General features: G+C 33.1%; 22 protein-coding genes and 1 tRNA gene. 16 read left to right on the forward strand and 7 right to left on the reverse strand.

Translation table 11 applies throughout. The features are described 5' to 3' along the window. The first annotated feature begins 120 nt into the window (after positions 1-120). Entirely contained in the window at positions 121-1,716 is a 1,596-nt protein-coding gene (locus QMD61_05925) for a DEAD/DEAH box helicase (GenBank protein ID MDI6724166.1), read from the forward strand. Between the two features lie 107 nt (positions 1,717-1,823). On the opposite strand, the gene QMD61_05930 is transcribed toward QMD61_05925, so the two are convergent. Further along, on the reverse strand, positions 1,824-2,201 hold the full coding sequence (locus QMD61_05930) for a DUF2769 domain-containing protein (protein ID MDI6724167.1): 378 nt from the start codon (positions 2,199-2,201) through the stop codon (positions 1,824-1,826). Positions 2,202-2,372: 171 nt separating this feature from the next. Here QMD61_05930 and QMD61_05935 point away from each other — a divergent pair, with 171 nt between their 5' ends. Further along, a complete protein-coding gene (locus QMD61_05935; protein MDI6724168.1) occupies positions 2,373-3,140 on the forward strand; it encodes a hypothetical protein in 768 nt (255 codons plus the stop codon). Between the two features lie 30 nt (positions 3,141-3,170). On the opposite strand, the gene QMD61_05940 is transcribed toward QMD61_05935, so the two are convergent. Further along, positions 3,171-4,040 (reverse strand): ribose-phosphate diphosphokinase, encoded by an 870-nt coding sequence (locus tag QMD61_05940; protein MDI6724169.1) that lies wholly within the window; start codon positions 4,038-4,040, stop codon positions 3,171-3,173. Positions 4,041-4,394: 354 nt separating this feature from the next. Here QMD61_05940 and hypA point away from each other — a divergent pair, with 354 nt between their 5' ends. From hypA to QMD61_05955, 3 genes are read left to right on the forward strand one after another with little or no spacing between them, the layout of a single operon-like run. After that, the gene (hypA, locus tag QMD61_05945; protein ID MDI6724170.1) at positions 4,395-4,775 is read left to right on the forward strand and encodes a hydrogenase maturation nickel metallochaperone HypA; all 381 of its coding nucleotides are present in this window, start codon (positions 4,395-4,397) and stop codon (positions 4,773-4,775) included. Further along, on the forward strand, positions 4,768-5,421 hold the full coding sequence (gene hypB / locus QMD61_05950) for a hydrogenase nickel incorporation protein HypB (protein ID MDI6724171.1): 654 nt from the start codon (positions 4,768-4,770) through the stop codon (positions 5,419-5,421). The genes hypA and hypB overlap by 8 nt, the downstream gene beginning before the upstream one ends. 28 nt (positions 5,422-5,449) lie before the next feature. Beyond that, on the forward strand, positions 5,450-6,475 hold the full coding sequence (locus tag QMD61_05955; protein ID MDI6724172.1) for a DUF354 domain-containing protein: 1,026 nt from the start codon (positions 5,450-5,452) through the stop codon (positions 6,473-6,475). A gap of 21 nt (positions 6,476-6,496) precedes the next feature. Here QMD61_05955 and QMD61_05960 read toward each other — a convergent pair. After that, positions 6,497-6,569, reverse strand: a tRNA-Ala gene (locus tag QMD61_05960). A 114-nt stretch (positions 6,570-6,683) separates the two neighbouring features. Between QMD61_05960 and QMD61_05965 the strand changes: the two genes are divergently transcribed. From QMD61_05965 to QMD61_05980, 4 genes are all read left to right on the forward strand, one after another. Further along, positions 6,684-7,175: a GNAT family N-acetyltransferase gene (locus QMD61_05965; protein ID MDI6724173.1), complete on the forward strand. Its 492-nt coding sequence runs from the start codon at positions 6,684-6,686 to the stop codon at positions 7,173-7,175. A 180-nt stretch (positions 7,176-7,355) separates the two neighbouring features. Next, on the forward strand, positions 7,356-8,432 hold the full coding sequence (locus tag QMD61_05970) for a hypothetical protein (protein MDI6724174.1): 1,077 nt from the start codon (positions 7,356-7,358) through the stop codon (positions 8,430-8,432). 37 nt (positions 8,433-8,469) lie between these two features. Next, entirely contained in the window at positions 8,470-8,934 is a 465-nt protein-coding gene (locus QMD61_05975) for a DUF1890 domain-containing protein (protein ID MDI6724175.1), read from the forward strand. Further along, on the forward strand, positions 8,931-9,242 hold the full coding sequence (locus tag QMD61_05980) for a DUF1894 domain-containing protein (GenBank protein ID MDI6724176.1): 312 nt from the start codon (positions 8,931-8,933) through the stop codon (positions 9,240-9,242). The genes QMD61_05975 and QMD61_05980 overlap by 4 nt, the downstream gene beginning before the upstream one ends. Positions 9,243-9,301: 59 nt before the next feature. Here the strand turns inward: QMD61_05980 and QMD61_05985 are convergent, their stop codons facing one another. After that, positions 9,302-9,616, reverse strand: a complete 315-nt coding sequence (locus tag QMD61_05985) for a carboxymuconolactone decarboxylase family protein (protein ID MDI6724177.1) — start codon at positions 9,614-9,616, stop codon at positions 9,302-9,304. Positions 9,617-9,955: 339 nt separating this feature from the next. Here QMD61_05985 and QMD61_05990 point away from each other — a divergent pair, with 339 nt between their 5' ends. From QMD61_05990 to mch, 6 genes are all read left to right on the forward strand, one after another. Beyond that, positions 9,956-10,384, forward strand: a complete 429-nt coding sequence (locus tag QMD61_05990) for a pyridoxamine 5'-phosphate oxidase family protein (GenBank protein MDI6724178.1) — start codon at positions 9,956-9,958, stop codon at positions 10,382-10,384. 70 nt (positions 10,385-10,454) lie between these two features. Then, complete coding sequence (locus QMD61_05995; GenBank protein ID MDI6724179.1) at positions 10,455-10,973, forward strand: class I SAM-dependent methyltransferase; 519 nt, start codon at positions 10,455-10,457, stop codon at positions 10,971-10,973. Positions 10,974-11,228: 255 nt separating this feature from the next. Continuing rightward, positions 11,229-12,071, forward strand: coding sequence for an MBL fold metallo-hydrolase (locus QMD61_06000; GenBank protein ID MDI6724180.1), 843 nt, complete (start codon positions 11,229-11,231; stop codon positions 12,069-12,071). A 116-nt stretch (positions 12,072-12,187) separates the two neighbouring features. Beyond that, positions 12,188-13,144: a methionine synthase gene (locus QMD61_06005; GenBank protein ID MDI6724181.1), complete on the forward strand. Its 957-nt coding sequence runs from the start codon at positions 12,188-12,190 to the stop codon at positions 13,142-13,144. Between the two features lie 136 nt (positions 13,145-13,280). Continuing rightward, positions 13,281-13,958: a thymidylate synthase gene (locus QMD61_06010; protein MDI6724182.1), complete on the forward strand. Its 678-nt coding sequence runs from the start codon at positions 13,281-13,283 to the stop codon at positions 13,956-13,958. Positions 13,959-14,097: 139 nt separating this feature from the next. After that, positions 14,098-15,060 (forward strand): methenyltetrahydromethanopterin cyclohydrolase, encoded by a 963-nt coding sequence (mch, locus tag QMD61_06015; protein ID MDI6724183.1) that lies wholly within the window; start codon positions 14,098-14,100, stop codon positions 15,058-15,060. Between the two features lie 78 nt (positions 15,061-15,138). On the opposite strand, the gene QMD61_06020 is transcribed toward mch, so the two are convergent. Beyond that, complete coding sequence (locus tag QMD61_06020; GenBank protein MDI6724184.1) at positions 15,139-15,855, reverse strand: head GIN domain-containing protein; 717 nt, start codon at positions 15,853-15,855, stop codon at positions 15,139-15,141. Positions 15,856-16,087: 232 nt separating this feature from the next. On the opposite strand from QMD61_06020, the gene QMD61_06025 reads away from it, so the two are divergent. Beyond that, positions 16,088-16,423: a hypothetical protein gene (locus QMD61_06025; protein ID MDI6724185.1), complete on the forward strand. Its 336-nt coding sequence runs from the start codon at positions 16,088-16,090 to the stop codon at positions 16,421-16,423. Between the two features lie 12 nt (positions 16,424-16,435). Here QMD61_06025 and QMD61_06030 read toward each other — a convergent pair whose 3' ends face one another. Both QMD61_06030 and QMD61_06035 read right to left on the reverse strand, forming a co-directional pair. Then, complete coding sequence (locus tag QMD61_06030) at positions 16,436-16,822, reverse strand: 4Fe-4S binding protein (GenBank protein ID MDI6724186.1); 387 nt, start codon at positions 16,820-16,822, stop codon at positions 16,436-16,438. After that, on the reverse strand, positions 16,819-18,372 hold the full coding sequence (locus tag QMD61_06035) for a homocysteine biosynthesis protein (GenBank protein ID MDI6724187.1): 1,554 nt from the start codon (positions 18,370-18,372) through the stop codon (positions 16,819-16,821). Before QMD61_06035 ends, QMD61_06030 begins: the two co-directional genes overlap by 4 nt. Positions 18,373-18,521: the final 149 nt, after the last annotated feature.

The following is an 18,521-nucleotide window of genomic DNA, read 5'->3' on the forward strand; positions in this document are numbered from 1 at the left end:
TTAAACCAGCTTTTGTATCATATGATAATAAATAAGAATTATGGATGATATCAATTTTCATGCTAATTTTTACTAAAATGTGTTTAATAAATGTATTAATTAAGAAATAAGGACGATAAGATGGAAAAATTAAGATTTTTTGATTTGGATCTCAAAGATGAGATAAAGAAGGCAATTGAAGATATGGGTTTTGAGGAAACAACTCCAATCCAGTCTCTTGCAATTCCACATATACTGGAAAGAAAAGACGTAATAGGTCAAGCACAAACAGGGACAGGAAAAACCGCAGCTTTTGGAATACCAATTTTAGAACTGGTCAATCCAGAAAATAAAAAATTACAAGTGGTAATTTTATGCCCTACAAGAGAACTTGCCATTCAAGTGGCAGAAGAATTAAGGAAATTATCAAAATACATAAAAAAACTAAATGTCTTGCCGATATATGGTGGTCAGCCAATAGAAAGGCAAATTAAAGCACTAAGAAAAGGTGTTCAGATTATTATAGGTACGCCTGGCCGTGTAATGGATCACATGAGGCGGGGAACATTAAAAATGGACAATGTGAAAATCATGGTTCTTGATGAAGCGGATGAAATGCTGGATATGGGATTCCGTGAAGACATAGAATTTGTTTTACAAGATATGCCTGATAAAAGACAAACATTACTTTTTTCAGCAACGATATCTAAGCCAATTCTAAATTTAACTAAACAATATTTAACTGACCCTGAATTTTTAAAAGTTGCTCATCAAAAAATGACAGTACCTGTTGAAATTCAACAGGTTTATTTTGAAGTTAAAGAAAAAATGAAACTTGAACTTTTATCCCGTCTGATCGATATATACAACCCAAAATTGTCATTGGTTTTCTGTAACACTAAAAAACGTGTCGATACACTTGTAACTCATCTCCAGGTTCGGGGATACCTTTCTGATGGACTCCATGGAGATATGACTCAAAGGCAAAGAGATAACGTCATGGCAAAGTTCAGAAGCGGTCAAATAGAAATTCTTGTTGCAACTGATGTAGCTGCACGGGGAATTGATGTAGATGATATTGAGGCAGTGTTTAATTACGATGTGCCAAACGACGATGAATATTATGTGCATAGAATTGGTAGAACAGGACGGGCTGGTAGAACAGGACGGGCATTCACATTTGTATCTGGAAGAGAAATCTATCAATTAAGGGATATACAAAAATTCACCAAAACCAAGATAGAACAGCACAAAATCCCCTCACTTGCCGATGTTGAAGAAGTCAGGACAGATATGTTCTTGGAAAGAGTAAAATCGGTTGTAAACAATGCTGATTTAAGTAAATATATTCATTTAGTTGAAAGATTAATGGAAGAGGATTACACATCAGTTGAAACATCTGCTGCTCTTTTAAAAATGTTTATGAGTAAAGATGATGGTTCGGAACCTTCAGATGAAGTGTTTGGAGATACTGGCGCTGGTCCGGGCATGGTTAGATTTTTCATGAATATAGGTCGCAAACAAAGGGTCAAGGCAAAAGATATAGTTAGAGCTGTTGGAGAAGAAACAGGACTTTCCAGCCAGTTAATTGGTAAAATAGATATATTTGATAAATTTTCCTTTGTTGAAGTACCTGAGGCAAATGCAAAAGAGTTCCTTTCTTTGATGAACAGAGGGAAAATAAAGGGAAAATCTGTGAACGTGGAGCCTGCAAAAATCAAAGCATTCGAAAATTGATAATTTTCTGCGTCAAAATTTATAATTTTGACAGATTTTTGATGCGTCAAAATCCCATGGTTTTTGACAGCCTGCAAATAAAAGGGAATAATTTATTATCTTTAAATTTATTTTGCTTTTCCATTTTTACAGAAATAAATGCCGGGTTCTTTTGAATCCAGTTTATATTCTTTCCAAACTTCACAGTTGATGCAGTTACATTTTTTATTGGTGTCAATATCTTCACAAACTGCTTTTCCATTGGTACAGTACATTCCAGGGAAATCTTCAGGTTCTGGGCTCATTCCTTTCATGGAAATTTGCAGCATTTTCATTTTGTTTTGTGCACATTCGCTAACTTTTTGAACTGGACACTGGGAACAGAAACATCTAATCATATTTTCTCTATCAAACTCAATATATGTTTTATCTTCTTTTGAAGATGTATCAGTCTTTCTTTTTGTTATTAAAGAGCTTCCCGTTTCTATTATGCTCTTCCACTTCACAGATTACCACCATTAATTTGTATGTAATAATATAAATTTAAATATTATTATATCTGAATCGGCCCAGTTGATAGTTTAAAGATAATCTAGGGAAATATTAACAATAATCCCTTATATAGTAATATTATGGTGAAATTTAAGGTCACATGTACAGAAGATAATCAAATTTTTGTGGTTACATCTGCTTTTTCAAAACTCTACAATAAATTCAAGGATTTAAAAGTCCAGAGAGGAAGAATCGTTCACATAACAGGCTCTCCAGGAACTGGTAAATCGTCTAATATTTATCATGCTATAAATCTTTTAGATTTAAAGTTTTATGATGCAGAATTAAAATTAAACAGTCTGAAATTAAGTCCGAAAGAAGTGTTTGAAGAGTTTATAAATACATTGAAGAGAGATTTTAATGTAAAAACAAAAGAAGAAGCATACACAGAACTTTCAAAGTATGATATTGTTTTATTTGCCGATAAATTACTTGATTATGGATATTTAAACAAAAATAGGATTCAACTCAGCGAATGGTTACGAGTTAATCGTTTGAAATCAATAATACTTTATTTTATAGTGATTTATGAATGCTTAAAATATTATAATGACTTAAAAAGAGTGAATTTAGTTTTTCACACTACCTGGACTTTTTTGTTAAATAACAAAAAATATGATCTACTAACAGATTTCAGATTTTCATCTAAATTATTTACTGGGATCTTAAACTTATTTTTTGAAGTAGTAGAAATAAGATATTATGAATTAGAAACCATTGAAATAGTCAAAAGCCATTTTAAAGGTATAAGTGATTCCCAAATTAGAAAATACATCCAAAAATATGGTTGCAGACCAAGATATATACTTGAGGCTATAAATGATAATTTAATAACTTCAAAAGTCTCAAATTCAAATATTAAAGCTGTAAAACCTGTATGTAAACCAAGATAATGAAAAAAATGAATATATGTTTATATAGAATTAATTTTCACTTTTTTTAAGTGCTTCAGCAACAATTGAAGCCACAGATATAACGCTCACTTCAGATTTTAAGGTATCAGTTGCAACAATGTCATCCACACCTGCAGTAAAAATTTTAAGCAGTGCATCTTCAACAAGTACACCGTGAACGCATGATACAATAACCTTTGAAGCACCATGTTCTTTTAAAATCTTTACAGCATTCACAATTGTGCCGCCAGTACTTATAATATCATCAATTATGACAGCTTCCTTTCCTTTAACATTAAGACTTTTTGGTTTTGTTTCAACTTCTTCAGGCGATATTCTTGTTTTTTCAAGATAATCATATTCACAATGAAGAATATCTGCAATTTCTTTTGCAAAACCCAGAGCTCCTTTATCCGGTGCGATAATAACAGGGTTTTCAAGAGTTTTTTTAACATAATCTGCAATGGGCGGCATTGCAGAGAGATCATGGGCAGGAATATTGAAAAATTCAGTAATGTTATCTTCATGAAGATTTATGCAGAATATTTCATCTGCACCTGAAAATTCCAGAAGTTCTGAAATTATAGTGGCTGAGATGGCTTCACCACTTTTAAAACGTCTTTCCTGTCTTCCGTATCCAAAATAAGGTATTACAACTTTAATTTTTTTAATACCCATACTTTTTAAGTTTTTAAGGATTAAAAAAAGCTCTATTAAATTTTCATCCTGAGGATATCCTGTTGATTGTACAACAATGGCTTCATCTTTTAATTTTCCATTTATACGAATATATCGTTCGCCATCAGGAAATTTACGTGTTTCAATGGGAATTAAAGTTGTATTAAGTTCTTTTGCAATCTTTGCTGCTAATTTTTGTGAAGCGGATCCACCTATTATCAAGAAAATCACCTATTAAATTATTGTAAAAGTTTTTATTTATAATTTGAAATCAACTTATTTATCATATCAATTAATATAAATTAATTATAAGTCTATGAAGTGGAAGATAGTACTGTAAACATCTTTTTTACTTTAATATCTATCTACATGTTATATAATGATTTTTAAAAACAGTGAAGGTATATTTCATATTCAACACATACAGTATATAAAAGTATATACAGTTAAATATTCGTATATTAAGTTAATCTATTTTAGATTACTTTAATTAATATCACCACTTTAAAATCTTAAAAAAACTAATATTTCATTAATTAGCAATAAACAGAGTCTGATAAATTAGAGGTGGAGAAAATGCATGAACTTTCAATGGCAGATGCCATAGTAAAGACTGCAGTTGATGTAGCAGAAAAAAATGACGCTCAAAAAATCACTGAAGTTACAATAGAAATTGGGGGACTTGCTCTACTTAACCCTGAACAACTTAAATTCATGATTGAAGTTTTAAGTGAAGATACTCTTCTTGAAGGTGCAGAAATAAATATAGAAGAAATTCCAATTGAAATAAAATGTAAATCATGTAATTATGAGGGTCCAGCAGGTTCAGATGAATTAGATCATTATATGCCTATTGTGAAATGCCCGGAATGTGAAGAAGTTTCTATTGAAATAGTTAAAGGAAGAGAATGTAACGTTAAAAATATTAAAATAGAAAAGGAGGAAGAAGATGCATAAAATTGCTGAAGTAGAAATACAGCACGACATAATGGTTGCTAACAAAAAGCTTGCCAAGAGAAATCAGAGGATATTTGATAAAGCTGATGTATTTACCGTGGATGTTTTAGGGGCTATAGGCTCTGGAAAGACTTCTCTTATAGAAAATCTCATTGAAAAAATGGATAATAAAATAGGTGTCATAGCAGGGGATGTGATAAGTAGATTTGATGCCGGAAGATTTGAAAAATACAACGTTCCAGTTGTAGGGCTAAATACTGGTAAAGAATGTCATCTGGACGCCCATCTCGTTGAACACGCCCTTGACGACCTTCCACTTGATGATATTGAAATTCTATTTATAGAGAACGTAGGTAACCTCATATGTCCTGTTGATTTCGACCTTGGAGCTCATATAAGGATGGTAGTCATAAGTGTAAGCGAAGGAGATGATACTGTAGAAAAACATCCTTTGATATTTAAAGATGCAGACATTGTGGTTATTAACAAGGTGGATATAGCTAAAGCGGTCGGTGCGGATGAAAACAAAATGTTTAATGATGTTAAAGAGCTTAATCCAGACGTAATTGTTATAAAGAGCAGTCTCAAAACAGGTGAAGGTCTCAATGAGATTATGGAGAATATTGAAAAATTCATGAACGACTGATTTTCAAATTTTTTAAGCCGGTGATTAGTTGAAAGTATGGATCGATCTTGTAAATGCACCTCATGTAAGGTTTTTTAAAAGTATTATTGAATATTTAAAGGCTGAAGGAGAAGATGTGCTGATTACTTCCCGTAAATTTGGAGATATTCATAAACTCCTTGATCTTTTCAAAATAGAGCACATATCTGTTGGAAAACATGGAGTAACATTATCACAAAAACTTGAAGAAAGCACAAAAAGAGCATATGAACTTTCAAAGATAATTTCAAAGGAAAAACCGGATGTTGCAGTATCAAAACATTCCATTGAACTTCCGCGAGTTGCATTTGGACTGGGAATACCCCGCGTTTATGTCCTTGATAATGAACACGCCCTGGCTGCAAATAAGCTTACATTACCTCTCTGTGATAAAATAATAATTCCTGAAGCCATAGATACATGGGATGTTTTAAAAACAGGAGCGGATCCAAATAGTTTAATTAGATACAATGGTACATCTGAACTTACCCATCTTAAAGACTTTGAATATAATAAAAACATATTTGAAGACCTTAATTTAAATTTAGATAAATCTAAAACTATATTGATGAGACCAGAACCAGCTCTTGCCTCATATTTAGATACTGACTGTAGAAAATCTGTTTTATCACCCATTGTGGATGCATTAGAGGAACACGCAAATATACTTGTAATTCCAAGATTCAAAGAACAGCAACAGATATTTGAGGATGATCCGGATGTTACTTTAATAAAACCGCCTGTAGATACGTTCAGTTTAATGAAAAAATGCGATTTAGTTATCGGTGCAGGAGGTACAATGAATAGAGAGGCTGCTTTATTAGGCACTCCTGTTATATCATGTTACCCTGGTAAAATATTAGCAGTAGATAAATATTATGTTGATCAGGGTTTAATGAAAAGATCTACAGATTTAGATGAAATCATTAACATCTCTTTGAATTTGTTGAAAGATCATGAGGATAGAAAAGAAATGGAAACTGATGATCTTTTTGATCTGATAATTAAGAATATTTATGAATCTGCTGAGGCTTGAAAAGACTTTAAAAAAATTTGATGGACTGGCCGGGATTTGAACCCGGGGCCTCCGCCATGCCAAGGCGACACTCTACCACCTGAGCTACCAGCCCACAATAAAACTTGAATATGATACTATTTAAATTGTACCATTACAGTAATTAACAATTTGGTTTTGTGATATTTAAATTTAATGTTATTGGTTAAAAATAGGGGGGAAATTAAAGATGACAAATTATAGGGTAAGAAATACAGAGGAAAACGATTTTGTTGAGATAGCTGATCTGGCAGAAAAATGCAGCCCAATGGCAACCGAAAGGAACTCAATTTATCATATATTCACTAAATTTTTCAAAAGCACATCATTGGTAGCTGAGTTAGATTCTGGAGAAATGGCAGGATTTCTTTTAGGGTTTATATCCCAGGAAAATCCTGAAGAAGCATATATGCATCTTTTATGTGTTGATCCTAAAATAAGGGGTAGAGGTATAGGAAAAGCACTCGTAGAAAAATTCTTAGAACTGGCATCTTTAAAAGGCTGTAAAAGGGTTTATTTAATTACAAAACCTATAAATTGGAAGTCAATATCATTTTATAGGAATTTAGGATTCCTGGAAGAAAAAGAAGGAAATACTATAAACATTATGGGAGCCACTGCCATTAGAAATTACAATGGTATGGGAGAGCACATGGTGGTTTTTTATAAAGATATAGAATAGTACCACAAACACTTTTAAAGAGGTTTGTTCAATAGATATAAAAGACAAAAATATGAATATAATAATAAGGAATATGGTTAGATTTTTGATTTAGTATTATATTACACATATTTTATTATATTAACCTATAATTAATCTGCATTATCAAGTTATAACCCTTAAAGGCTTGGAGGAATAGAATTGGCTTTAATTGCTCATGATCATCTTCAATTAATATTAGAGGTATCTGCAATAATCTATGTGGGAATTATGTTCCTGCTGAATATTGTACCAATATCATTGAGTCTTGTGCTTTTCATAGCTCTCATTGCGGGATTAGGATTTTGTTTAATGTTTGGTATGGATGCGTTGTTTCTATTTTTACCGGTATCGCATTATGAATTTACCCATCCATATGGACCTATTGCTATACTGGCGGTAGTAACGGCTTTAAGTGCTCTGCCAATGATGAAAGAAGTTGGTATTAAAATTACTCATCTGAGATTGTTTATATACTTCATAATAGGGTTTATTACAATTTCTGGAGGTTTAATGCACAGATCATTCTTACTTCTGTGGTTTTTAGGACTTCTTATTGGATTCTTTATTATTTCAAAATCTTTCAGGCAAAAATCAGTTTTCACTGTAAAAAAGGTATTAGCAGTGGCTTTAGTAGCTGTGTTAGGTTTTGGAGCACTCGAATTTCTTTCAAAAGCACTGGATATGTCCATATTAAGTCCTCTTTTAAGGATTTCAAGAATTGAAGATTTTTCACTGCCAAGCTTATCTCTGGTTTTAAAGAATTCAACATTCTTCGGCCATCTTCAAGGATCATGTTACTGGGGCTCTGAATGTCTTGGTGGATCTGATGGATATATTTCCCTGCCAATGTCTCTGGTAATGATGTTCAGTTTACCATTCCCATTATTCTACGGAATTCTTGTATCTAAAAAGGATGTGATAGATTACATGCTGCCAGGAATATTCGGGGTCTCATTTGACTTTGGATACGGATTCTTAATTCTTGTTTTAATATGGTGTATCGCTGTTCTCTTTATAGGTTTTAAAACATTGTCCATATATCGTAAGAAAAGAGAAAACGATAATCGTAAGTATCTTGGAAGGGAGGCACTTCTTATCGGATCCCTTACAGCATTTATCTCCCAGGCAATAGTAGGGTTATTTATAATGAACAGATCCATAAATGGAACCGCGCTTTTGACATTTATTTTCTTAAGTGCAATGGTAGTAGGCCATATAATGGTTATGAAAAAGTAATTATTTAATAAAATCAATAAAAATGTAAGTGAGAAAAATGAAAAAAGCACTTATACTTTTAGGATGTCCTGAATCGCCTTCCCAAACACCAATGGCTGTTTATGTCACATACAAACTCAAAAATATGGGTTATGAAGTTACAACTGCCAGTACACCTTCTGCAATGAAGCTTTTAGAGGTAGGAGACCCGGAAGGACATTATATTGAAAAAAAAATTGATATAGATTCATGTATTGACCAATTGAGTGATGGAGCATATGATCTTCTTGTTGGGTTTATCCACAAAGATGCAGCAGTATCATATTTTGTAACATTTTACAGCATCCTCAATGTACCGTCAATTGCTATAATCTTCGAAAAAGACCCGGAAAAGCTTGAAGAGTTCGAAAATACTGTTTCAGAAAGTACAGATGCAAATATAGTGTCTGCAAGGGCTTATCATAATCCTACTCCTTTAAGAGTTAGGTTTGATAAGATGTTAAAAAAGCTGGAGAATTTATAATGTTCTGCCTTGAAACATATTTACAGGAATCTGATGATTATGACATATTGATATCAAGGGCTGGTTTTAAAGACTGTGCCAAAGTTATTGAAGAAAATGCTCCTGAAATAATCTATGTAAATGCTGGAGAAAAGATATTAGGTGCTAGAATTATTGGAATACCTCCAATTCCGGTAGGTGTAAATAAAGAAAAAGGTACAATACTTTTCCCTTACACTAAACCTTGCTATGGGACTGCTGTGGTTGAAATACCTGTTGAACAGGAAGAAATAGATAAAGTAAAGGAATTGAATATTAAGGGATGTTAATTTAATAAAATAAGGTTGTTTTCATTATTCAATTTTTTTATATGAATTTATTAAAGTTTTTAATCATCTTCTCTTTTATCCAGCAAAAATGAAGCAAAAGTAAACCCTGATCCAAGACGAACCTGACCTGCCACAGCTGCAGCTTCCAGGAGTTCATCCATATTTGCTCCAGCTTCTAATGCATTTTTCTTATGTGCTTTCACGCAGTGTTCACATTTAACTGCTACTGCACATGCTAGTGCTATTATCGATTTTTCTTTAGAAGACAATGCTCCGTCTTTCATTATTTCTGTGGCTAAATTTTTAAATGCATCGTCTAATTCTCCACTAATTGCTTCTGTAAATCTGTAAGGTCTTGGTTTTTGTTCTTCCATTTCTGTTTATCTCCTTACTTTTGAATTTTTGCGACAATTTAAAATTTATCAAGAATAATATAATATTAAGATAATAAATATTGAATGGAGTTGGGGAAAATCGCTGATTTTCCGAACCTTTCGAAATCAAAGATTTCGAATGTTTGCAAATCGGAGATTTGCAACCGGAAAAATCAGAGATTTTTTACATGCTCACAAAACTGGAAGTTTTGTGGCCGCGAAAATGAAATTTTCGCATGCCGGTGGAAACTATGTTTCCTCGGCCTCGAATGCATTGCATTCGGTGGCCCGAACACTGTGTTTGACGGCACAAAATAGAAAATTTTTGGAGGATTGATTATGGATTTTAAAGACTGCATAAAATTTGCTAATGAAACACCTGTTTGCTACCTGGCAACAGCAGAAGGAGATCAACCAAGGGTAAGGGCACTTGGATTCTGGTTTGCTGATGAAAATGGATTTTATTTCCAAATAGGAGCTATGAAAGACATGTATGGGCAACTTCAAGCAAATCCAAAAGTTGAAGCATGTTTCTGGCAGCCGGATGAAACAACAGGGACAATGATGAGGGTTGCAGGAGAAATAGAATTTGTAGATGACCCTGAACTTAAAAAGAAGGTTTTGGAAGACCGACCGTTCCTTAAAGAGTTTGGTATGACATTTGATAGTCCTGGACTTATAATTTTCCGTATAGCTAAAGGTGAAGCTTATTTCTGGACTATGGCAACCAATTTTGAGCCTAAAAAATTCATTAAATTCGGTGATTAAATATTTAAAACCAATATTTTCATTTTCTTCTTTCTACATAACATGAATTAATACCAATTGGGGTGATGTTATGTCAGAAAGAAATATTAAATTTTGGGCAAATGTTTCAACCAGGTATGATACAGCAATAGATATTATCTTAGGGGAAAATTTAAGGCCAAAAATACTGGGAAAATTAAATAAAGAAGAAAATATGGGAAAATTAATTGAATTTGGTTGTGGTTCAGGATATTTCACAAGAACATTGGCTGATAAATCAGAGAGTCTTATTTCAACTGATATTTCAGAAGAAATGCTGAAAATTGCAAAGGAAAGATTAAAAGGAATTGAATTTCAAACCATGGACTGTGAAAATTGTAAATTCAATGATGGAACATTTGATACGGCATTTATGGGATTAGTTCTTCTTTTTACTGACAATCCTCAAAAAGCCCTTAAAGAGAGTCATAGAATTCTAAAGCCTGAAGGTTCACTTATTAAAGCAGATCCGGATATTTCATATCTTTCCAGTTTTGGAAAGCTGAAATTTTTGTTTAGAACACTTGCAAATTACCGTAGAATACCACCTACAAGCCATTTCTTCACTTAACAAGAACTGTTAGATATGCTTGATAAAACAGAATTTGAAGTGGCCAATAAGGAAATTATTCGTGATGAATCTAATCCTTACAGTCTTTCAGCTAATTATATCAGATCTGTAAGCAAGAAATAAAGAAATAAATTATAGGAACGTTAGCAATAGCAAATTATCAAGTCTTAAAAACTTATTTATTCTGTTTGCTGGATATATAATGAATTGATATTTGTTACTATAGAGCATTTATAATTGAAATAGTGAGATAAAATGAAAATAACAGTACTGCTTGAAAATAGCAAATTCAAAGGCTCTAATTTAAACATAGAACATGGGCTTTCAATGTTTATAGAAAAAAATGGATTTAATGTCCTTTTTGATTTAGGAGGTTCCAAAGAATGTGGAATTAAAAATGCAGCTATACTTGGCATCGATCTTTCTATGGTAAATATTGTGGCCATATCTCATGGTCATAGTGACCATACGGGAGGATTAATGAAATTTCTAGAAATTAACAATAAGTCACAGGTTTATATTAAAAAAGAGGCTTTATATCCACATTATTCTAAACGCCCTGAGGGTATGAAATATATTGGTATGAATGGTGAAATAGTAGAAAAATATCAGGATAGGTTTATTTTTGTTAATGAAACCACTGAAATTGCCCAGAATATATTTTTAGTGCCTCAAATTAATAAAAATTATTCAATACCTTCATGTAATCAGGTTTTATTTGCTGAAGAGGATAAAAAGCTAGTTAATGACACATTTGAACATGAATTGTTCATGGTAATTGAAAATAATGATAATTTAATAATTTTTTCAGGTTGTGGACACAGTGGAATCAAGAATATTGTAGATACTGCCAAGAATTTGTTTCCAGGTAAGAAAATAGAATCAGTGATTGGTGGATTCCATCTTCAAGCAGGTAGTTTGGATTATGCATTGGCAGATGAAGAAGAAATTGAAGATATTGCGAACTGGCTAAAATCCGAAGTTTCTGGACAAATCTATACTGGACATTGCACAGGAGAACGTGGGATGAATTTAATGAAGCCAATTTTGAAAGATCGGCTTGAAAGGATTTATACTGGAATGAAAATTATCTTTTAAATTATTTTTTAATTATCTTACATTATTAAAAATTCATTTATAGTATTGGCAACATTATAGAGGATAGAGAACAAATTTTAATTTAAATCCATAATTAAATAATTTAGAGGAAAAATATGATAACTACCGTCGTGGGAAGCTACCCTCCAATACCAAGAGGACCATCATCAATATCAGAAAAACTATCAAGATTATTTGGGACATATGATGAATTGAAACCAGCAATAGAGCTTGCAGTGCGAGATCAAATAGAAGCTGGTGTTGATATTATATCTGATGGTCAGGTAAGGGAGAAAATGGTTGAAATATTCGCAAAAGCCATACCCGGCATGACTGTAGATGATAATACTCCTAAAATCATTGGTAAAATAACCTATTCTCAAGGGTCTATAGGTGCTGATGACCTTAAATTTGCAATTAAAACTGCAAAAAGAATTTCTAAACAATATGGGGAGAATCATGGTAAAGGCCTAGAAGAAGGAGTTAAAGGAGTTAAAGGAATAATAACAGGCCCTTCAACACTTGTTTTCTCATCCAGGATGGAAGGATTTTATAAAAACAAGGAAGATGCGATAATTGACCTTGCTTATGTTTTAAAACGAGAAGCTGAATATTTAGAAGCTGTAGGAGCTGTTTATATTCAAATAGATGAACCATTTCTTTCTACAGGAATGGTAGATATTAAAGTTGCAAAAAAAGCTATTGAAATCATTACAAAGGATTTATCGATTCCTAAAGCTTTACATGTTTGCGGAGATTTGACCGAGGTCTTCAACGAGCTTTTAAGATTTGATGTTGATATTATTGATTGTGAATTTACAAGTATTCCTAAAAATATGCAGATTCTTGAAAATGTGGATTTAAAAGGTAAAAAAATAGGTTTTGGATGTTTAAATAATAAAACTGATAAAGTTGAAAGTAAAGAGGAAGTAGAAAGTTTAATAAAAAAAGCAATAGATTTAGTTGGGAGAGATAATTTGATCATTGACCCTGACTGTGGAATGAGATTAAGATCAAGAGATGCAGCATTTGCAAAGCTCAAAGTGATGGTTGATGTTGCAAAAAATCTATAAAAAACAGGGATTTTTTGCACAACAAAATTAAAAATTTTGAATGTTGCAAAAAATCTATGAATGTAATTAAATTTAATATATAACAATTTAAAATATTAAAATTTACAAAATAAAAATTAAAGAGGCGGCTACCAAAATGGCATTTCAAATTGAAGTCGAAGAAATAGCAGACGGCTGGGAAACACTTGTAAGAAAAATCATGGCTGAAGGCAAGGAAATAAATGACGAAAGAGGCTCATTAACCAAAGAAATTCTAAATACGCTTGTTACAGTTACAAATCCACTTGGAAATCAAATGTCTGAAGGTTTTTACCTAAACAAAATTGCCAAAGTACAGAAGATTAGAGTGCCTGAAGGTTATTTCTGGAGCGGAGATAAGCTTGAAGTGTACTCTGAACAGTTTTTAAGCAAAGATAAGCAGGGATTTATCTATACTTATGGTAACAGGCTCAGAAAGCATTTTGAGGATATCGATCAGATTAATGTGGCTATTGATAGACTGAAAAACTGTGAAGAATCAAGGAGAGCTATATCTGTAACATGGGATCCAACTGTTGACACCAAAACCAAAGAAGTACCCTGTATGATCCTTGTTGACTTTAAAATAAGGGATGATAAGCTCCACACAACAGCTTTATGGCGTTCTCATGATATATATGGTGCATGGTTCCCTAATGCTGTGGGATTAACTCATCTGGCTAAATATGCTGCAGATAAGCTTAATGTAGAAGTAGGAACAGTTACAATTCATTCAATTAGTGCACATATTTACGAAGTTAATTTTGATGATGCTAAACAGATTTTAGGGTTATAAATAAATTCTTAATTAAAATTTGATCTTAACTAAATTTCAAAAAATCAAATAGTAAATTAATTAAGGAATAATCGCTTAAACTCCATTTACAGAACAAATTTTGTATTCATTTAGTAATATCACATATTGAGGTGAAATAATGGTAAGTGTCAATCTTGAAGCAAAAAAGACAGTAGACTATATGATAGAAAACTCAGCAGATTTAAATTTGATGGTAGAAAAGCTTGAAAACGGTTCCACAGTAATTGATGCCGGTGTAAACGTTTCCGGAAGCCTTAAAGCAGGGGAACTTTACACAAAGGTATGTCTCGGTGGACTTGCAGAAGTAGGAATCTCAATTCCAGGTGATCTCTCAGATAAATTTGCGTTACCTTCTGTAAAGATTAAAACCAATTCTCCAGCAATATCAACTCTTGGAGCTCAAAAAGCAGGATGGTCTGTAAGCGTCGGCGATTTCTTCGCACTTGGTTCTGGACCCGCAAGAGCATTAGCCCTTAAACCTGCTGAAACCTATGAAGAAATCGGATACAAAGACGAAGCAGATATCGCAATCTTGACTCTTGAAGCTGACAAATTACCTGGCCCAGAAGTCACTGATGAAATAGCTAAAGCATGTGATGTTCTACCGGAAAACGTGACAGTTCTCGTTGCTCCAACATCATCTATTGTTGGTTCAATTCAAATTGCAGGAAGGGTTGTAGAAAACGGTACCTACAAAATGCTTGAAGCACTCCACTTCGATGTTACAAAGGTCAAATTTGCTGCAGGAATTGCCCCAATAGCACCTGTTGACCCTGACGGACTTAAAGCAATGGGTAAAACAAATGACGCTGTTTTATTCGGTGGTAGAACTTATTATTATATTGAATCAGCAGAAGGTGATGACTTAAAAGAATTAGCAGAAAAATTACCTTCATCAGCATCTGCAGGATACGGAAAACCATTCTATGATGTATTTAAAGAAGCTGAATATGACTTCTACAAAATTGATAAAGGAATGTTTGCACCTGCTGAAGTCGTTATTAACGATTTAAGAACTGGTGAAATGTTTAGAGCAGGATATGTAAACCCTGAACTTCTCATGAAGTCATTTGGTTTATAATTCCGTTAAAATTAATTTTTTAACTACTATTTTTTTATTTCCTTTAAAAAAGAAATTTGATGAAATTTACACTAAATTTCATCCCTGTATTTGCTCAATATTTCCAGCACCGTTTACCTGCTGAACTACTCTTGGATTACCGATGTATTTTATTTCTCCACCACCATTTATCATTGCATTCAGTAGATCTGATACTCTTACGGTTCCCCTTCCAGCTCCGTTGATTGATAAGGTTGTTATTTTACTGTTTAAGTTGGCGGCATTGTATTCTCCTGCTCCAGAGATATCTATATTCTGTTCGTTGACATTACCTGAAATGGTCATTCTTCCCGCACCGGATATCACTATTTTAAGTGTCTGAGTATTTAAATTGGCTAAATTACCTTCACCAGCCCCATTCATGCTAATGGCTAAATTATTAGCCCTTAAACTGTTGGAATTAATTTTTCCACTTCCTGATGTATTGATGGAGTTTATATCTCGCACTGTTAAATAGATTTTAACGGGTTGTCTGGGTAAAGGCAGGGCATTATCAAAGTTTATGGTTAATTTATTGTTGTTAACGCTGGTCTTAATGTAAGGCATAAGGTTGTCGTCAGCCTGAACTGTTAGAGATTCCCTGTTTCCCTGAGTTATAATAAGTTCACCAGCACCATTAAGTTCAATTTGGTTAAAAGAGCCTACATTACGTGATTCATTTACTATTTTTCCAGATCCGGTAATGTTTTGACCTATACATCCAGATACTGCTATGATTGCAATAATAATCAAAGCTAAAGGAATAAATTTTTTCAAATGGCCTTCCTCCTAATTGTAAATTAATAATAATTTGTTGTAAGATTGACTTAAAATTTTCTAAATATTCCATTAAAAAGAGTATATTAGGCTATTGATCTTTAGAATATATTTATTCAGAAAGCCATTTTAGTATTTTTAGCTTAAATAGAACTCATACAGTTTTAAATGTAATTCTTTTTGTTTATGGTTATAAATATCTTAAAATACATAAAAAGAAATGGTGATGAAAATGGAATGCACGCTTGTGACTACAGCCCATGATGAAAGCATAACACTAAAAGCAATGGTGGAAAGTGAATGCAGTAGATGCATTGTTTTGTATCAGCACACTTTTGAAAAAGTTCCTGAATGCTCTGATGAGGATATTGAATATGTAAAAATAGAAGGCTTTCATGGGGATGCTGTTAATGAAATTGAGAAAGCTCTTGATGGTTTAATAAATGTTAAATTTTACTTGGCCAACGTACATTTGGATATCTACTTATTATATTATATTCTAATAAAAAAAGGAGATTATCCTATTTGGATATTTGATAATAATCAATTTGTGAAAATGCCCAAATAAAAAAGGAAATAATCATTCCACAATAGTTATGGCCCTCATAGGGCATGAGCCGGTGCAGAATCCACATCCGATGCATAATTGATTATCTATCCCTACACTCCAGTCTTCTTTGATGCAGATTGCTTTAACAGGACACAATGAAACACATGCTCCGCAATCAACGCATTTTTCTTCATCTCTTTTTAAAACTTTTTTAACTGGATCAACCCGTATCCCCTGATTTTCCATGTACTTAATGCCCTCATCAACTTCGTCACCTTCAAGTTCAATGAGTGCCTTACCACCCTTTGGAGTTATATTTGCTCTTAATATGTTGAAACTTATATTGTATTTCTTCATTGCATCTGAAATAATGGATTTATTCACTATATCTGGTGAAAACTTTAACCATACTCTCATAAAGACACCTCATCATTATTTTCTGCGGTTTCACCAATTAAACGGGAAATATCTTCTGCTGTAATCATTCCTTTAACTTTATTGTTTTTGTCAATAATTGGAAGCCCTGAAATCTCATATTTATCTATTCTACGTGCAATAACATCTACAGGCTCATCTTCTCTTGCTATTATTACTTTTTTAGTCATTACATCATTTAATTTTACTTTGCCTTTGGCAATAGCGTTTGCTATATCCCAGGATGTCACAATACCCATTAATTTGCCTTCATTATCCACAACAGGCAGGTGATTAATGTTATTTTGTACTAATTTTTTGGCAACATCGCTTATTTCCTCTGTAGGATGTGCAATTATCACTGGTTTGCTTTCAATGTTTTTTATAAGAATGGATGGCTTCTTAATTTCAAGAGGTTTAACTGTATATCCTTTAGAGGGCACACGATTAACTGGTTCTGTTAGGAAGAATTTTCCATTATTTATCCAGCTTTTAAGTTCATTAGCTACTTCTTCAGCCTTTTTATAAGATGAAAGTGGAGATGTTTTAATTTCCATGCCATTAATTTCGATTTTCCCTGTTTTAAGTTCTTTGTAATTGGTTTCTTTTATAACTGGACGGCTCCGTCTTGGAACTCCGTAATCTATAACATTACAGATTATATCTTCATCACTCACCGCTGTTCTTTTGGCTATATCCTCATTTAAGATAGGGATTGGTATTCCAGCCCCAACATAGAGTGTTGGTCCGTAATTTTGCATTGTGGCTCCTCTAACAAAATCGCTGCTCATCTTTTTCATGTCACCCATGAGCATTAATGTTCCAGCAGAGCCAACAGGCACGCCATTTCTACGTTCTCCTTCTGTGGAATGTTGGGTTCCCTCTCCAAGTACATATCCTTCGCCTCCACAGAGGAATATTCTTGTTCCTAATCCTATTGTTTCAAAATATGGATCATTAAGGAGAGGACTTAATTGACCAGCGCTTGAATAGCTCACATTTCCAAAATTAGGAAGTAGAGTTCCCATATATGTGTAAAGGGTTTCATCTGTTGAGTTGGTGGCAACAGCATAGTTTTGATAACAGTTTCTGGGGTTTACCATTGTGGCCTGGTTCAATTTATCTATATCAATAATGGTTTCTATTTCTTTTCTTGGATAACAGTCTGTTCCATATGCTTCCACAACTAGTTCAATTTCCTTACCTTTTATAATATCTTCAATCAGGTGTGCTCCACCATATTCCATGCCTATTTGGGGATTTCTGTTTAATTGAGTAGCTCCTATGTATGCATCAACAGCTGCAAGCCCTGAATAAGCTTCGACATTGTTTAAAAATGTCCTGTTCATTTTAATAGGGGGATCTGAATGACCGAAGTTTAAAAATGCTCCTGAAGAACACATCGCACCAAAAGTACCTGTAGTTACAACATCAACTTCCTCTGCCGCAGCTTTTGAGCCGTTTTCCCTGACATATTCTGTCATCTCTGCTGCAGTTAAAACAACAGCATTTCCATTTTCGATTTTTTGGTTGATTTCTTTAATGGTCTTCATTTAAACACATCCCTTGTTTTCAAAAACAAATGTATTCCCCAAATACATATGTTTGAGGGCTATAAATTTATAAATTTAAATAAAATGATAAAATTAGTTCCATTTTCTGCATAAATCTTTTATTTATGTTCCAATTTTGTATTGGGGAC

The organism is Methanobacterium sp., assembly GCA_030017655.1.
Lineage (GTDB): Archaea > Methanobacteriota > Methanobacteria > Methanobacteriales > Methanobacteriaceae > Methanobacterium_D.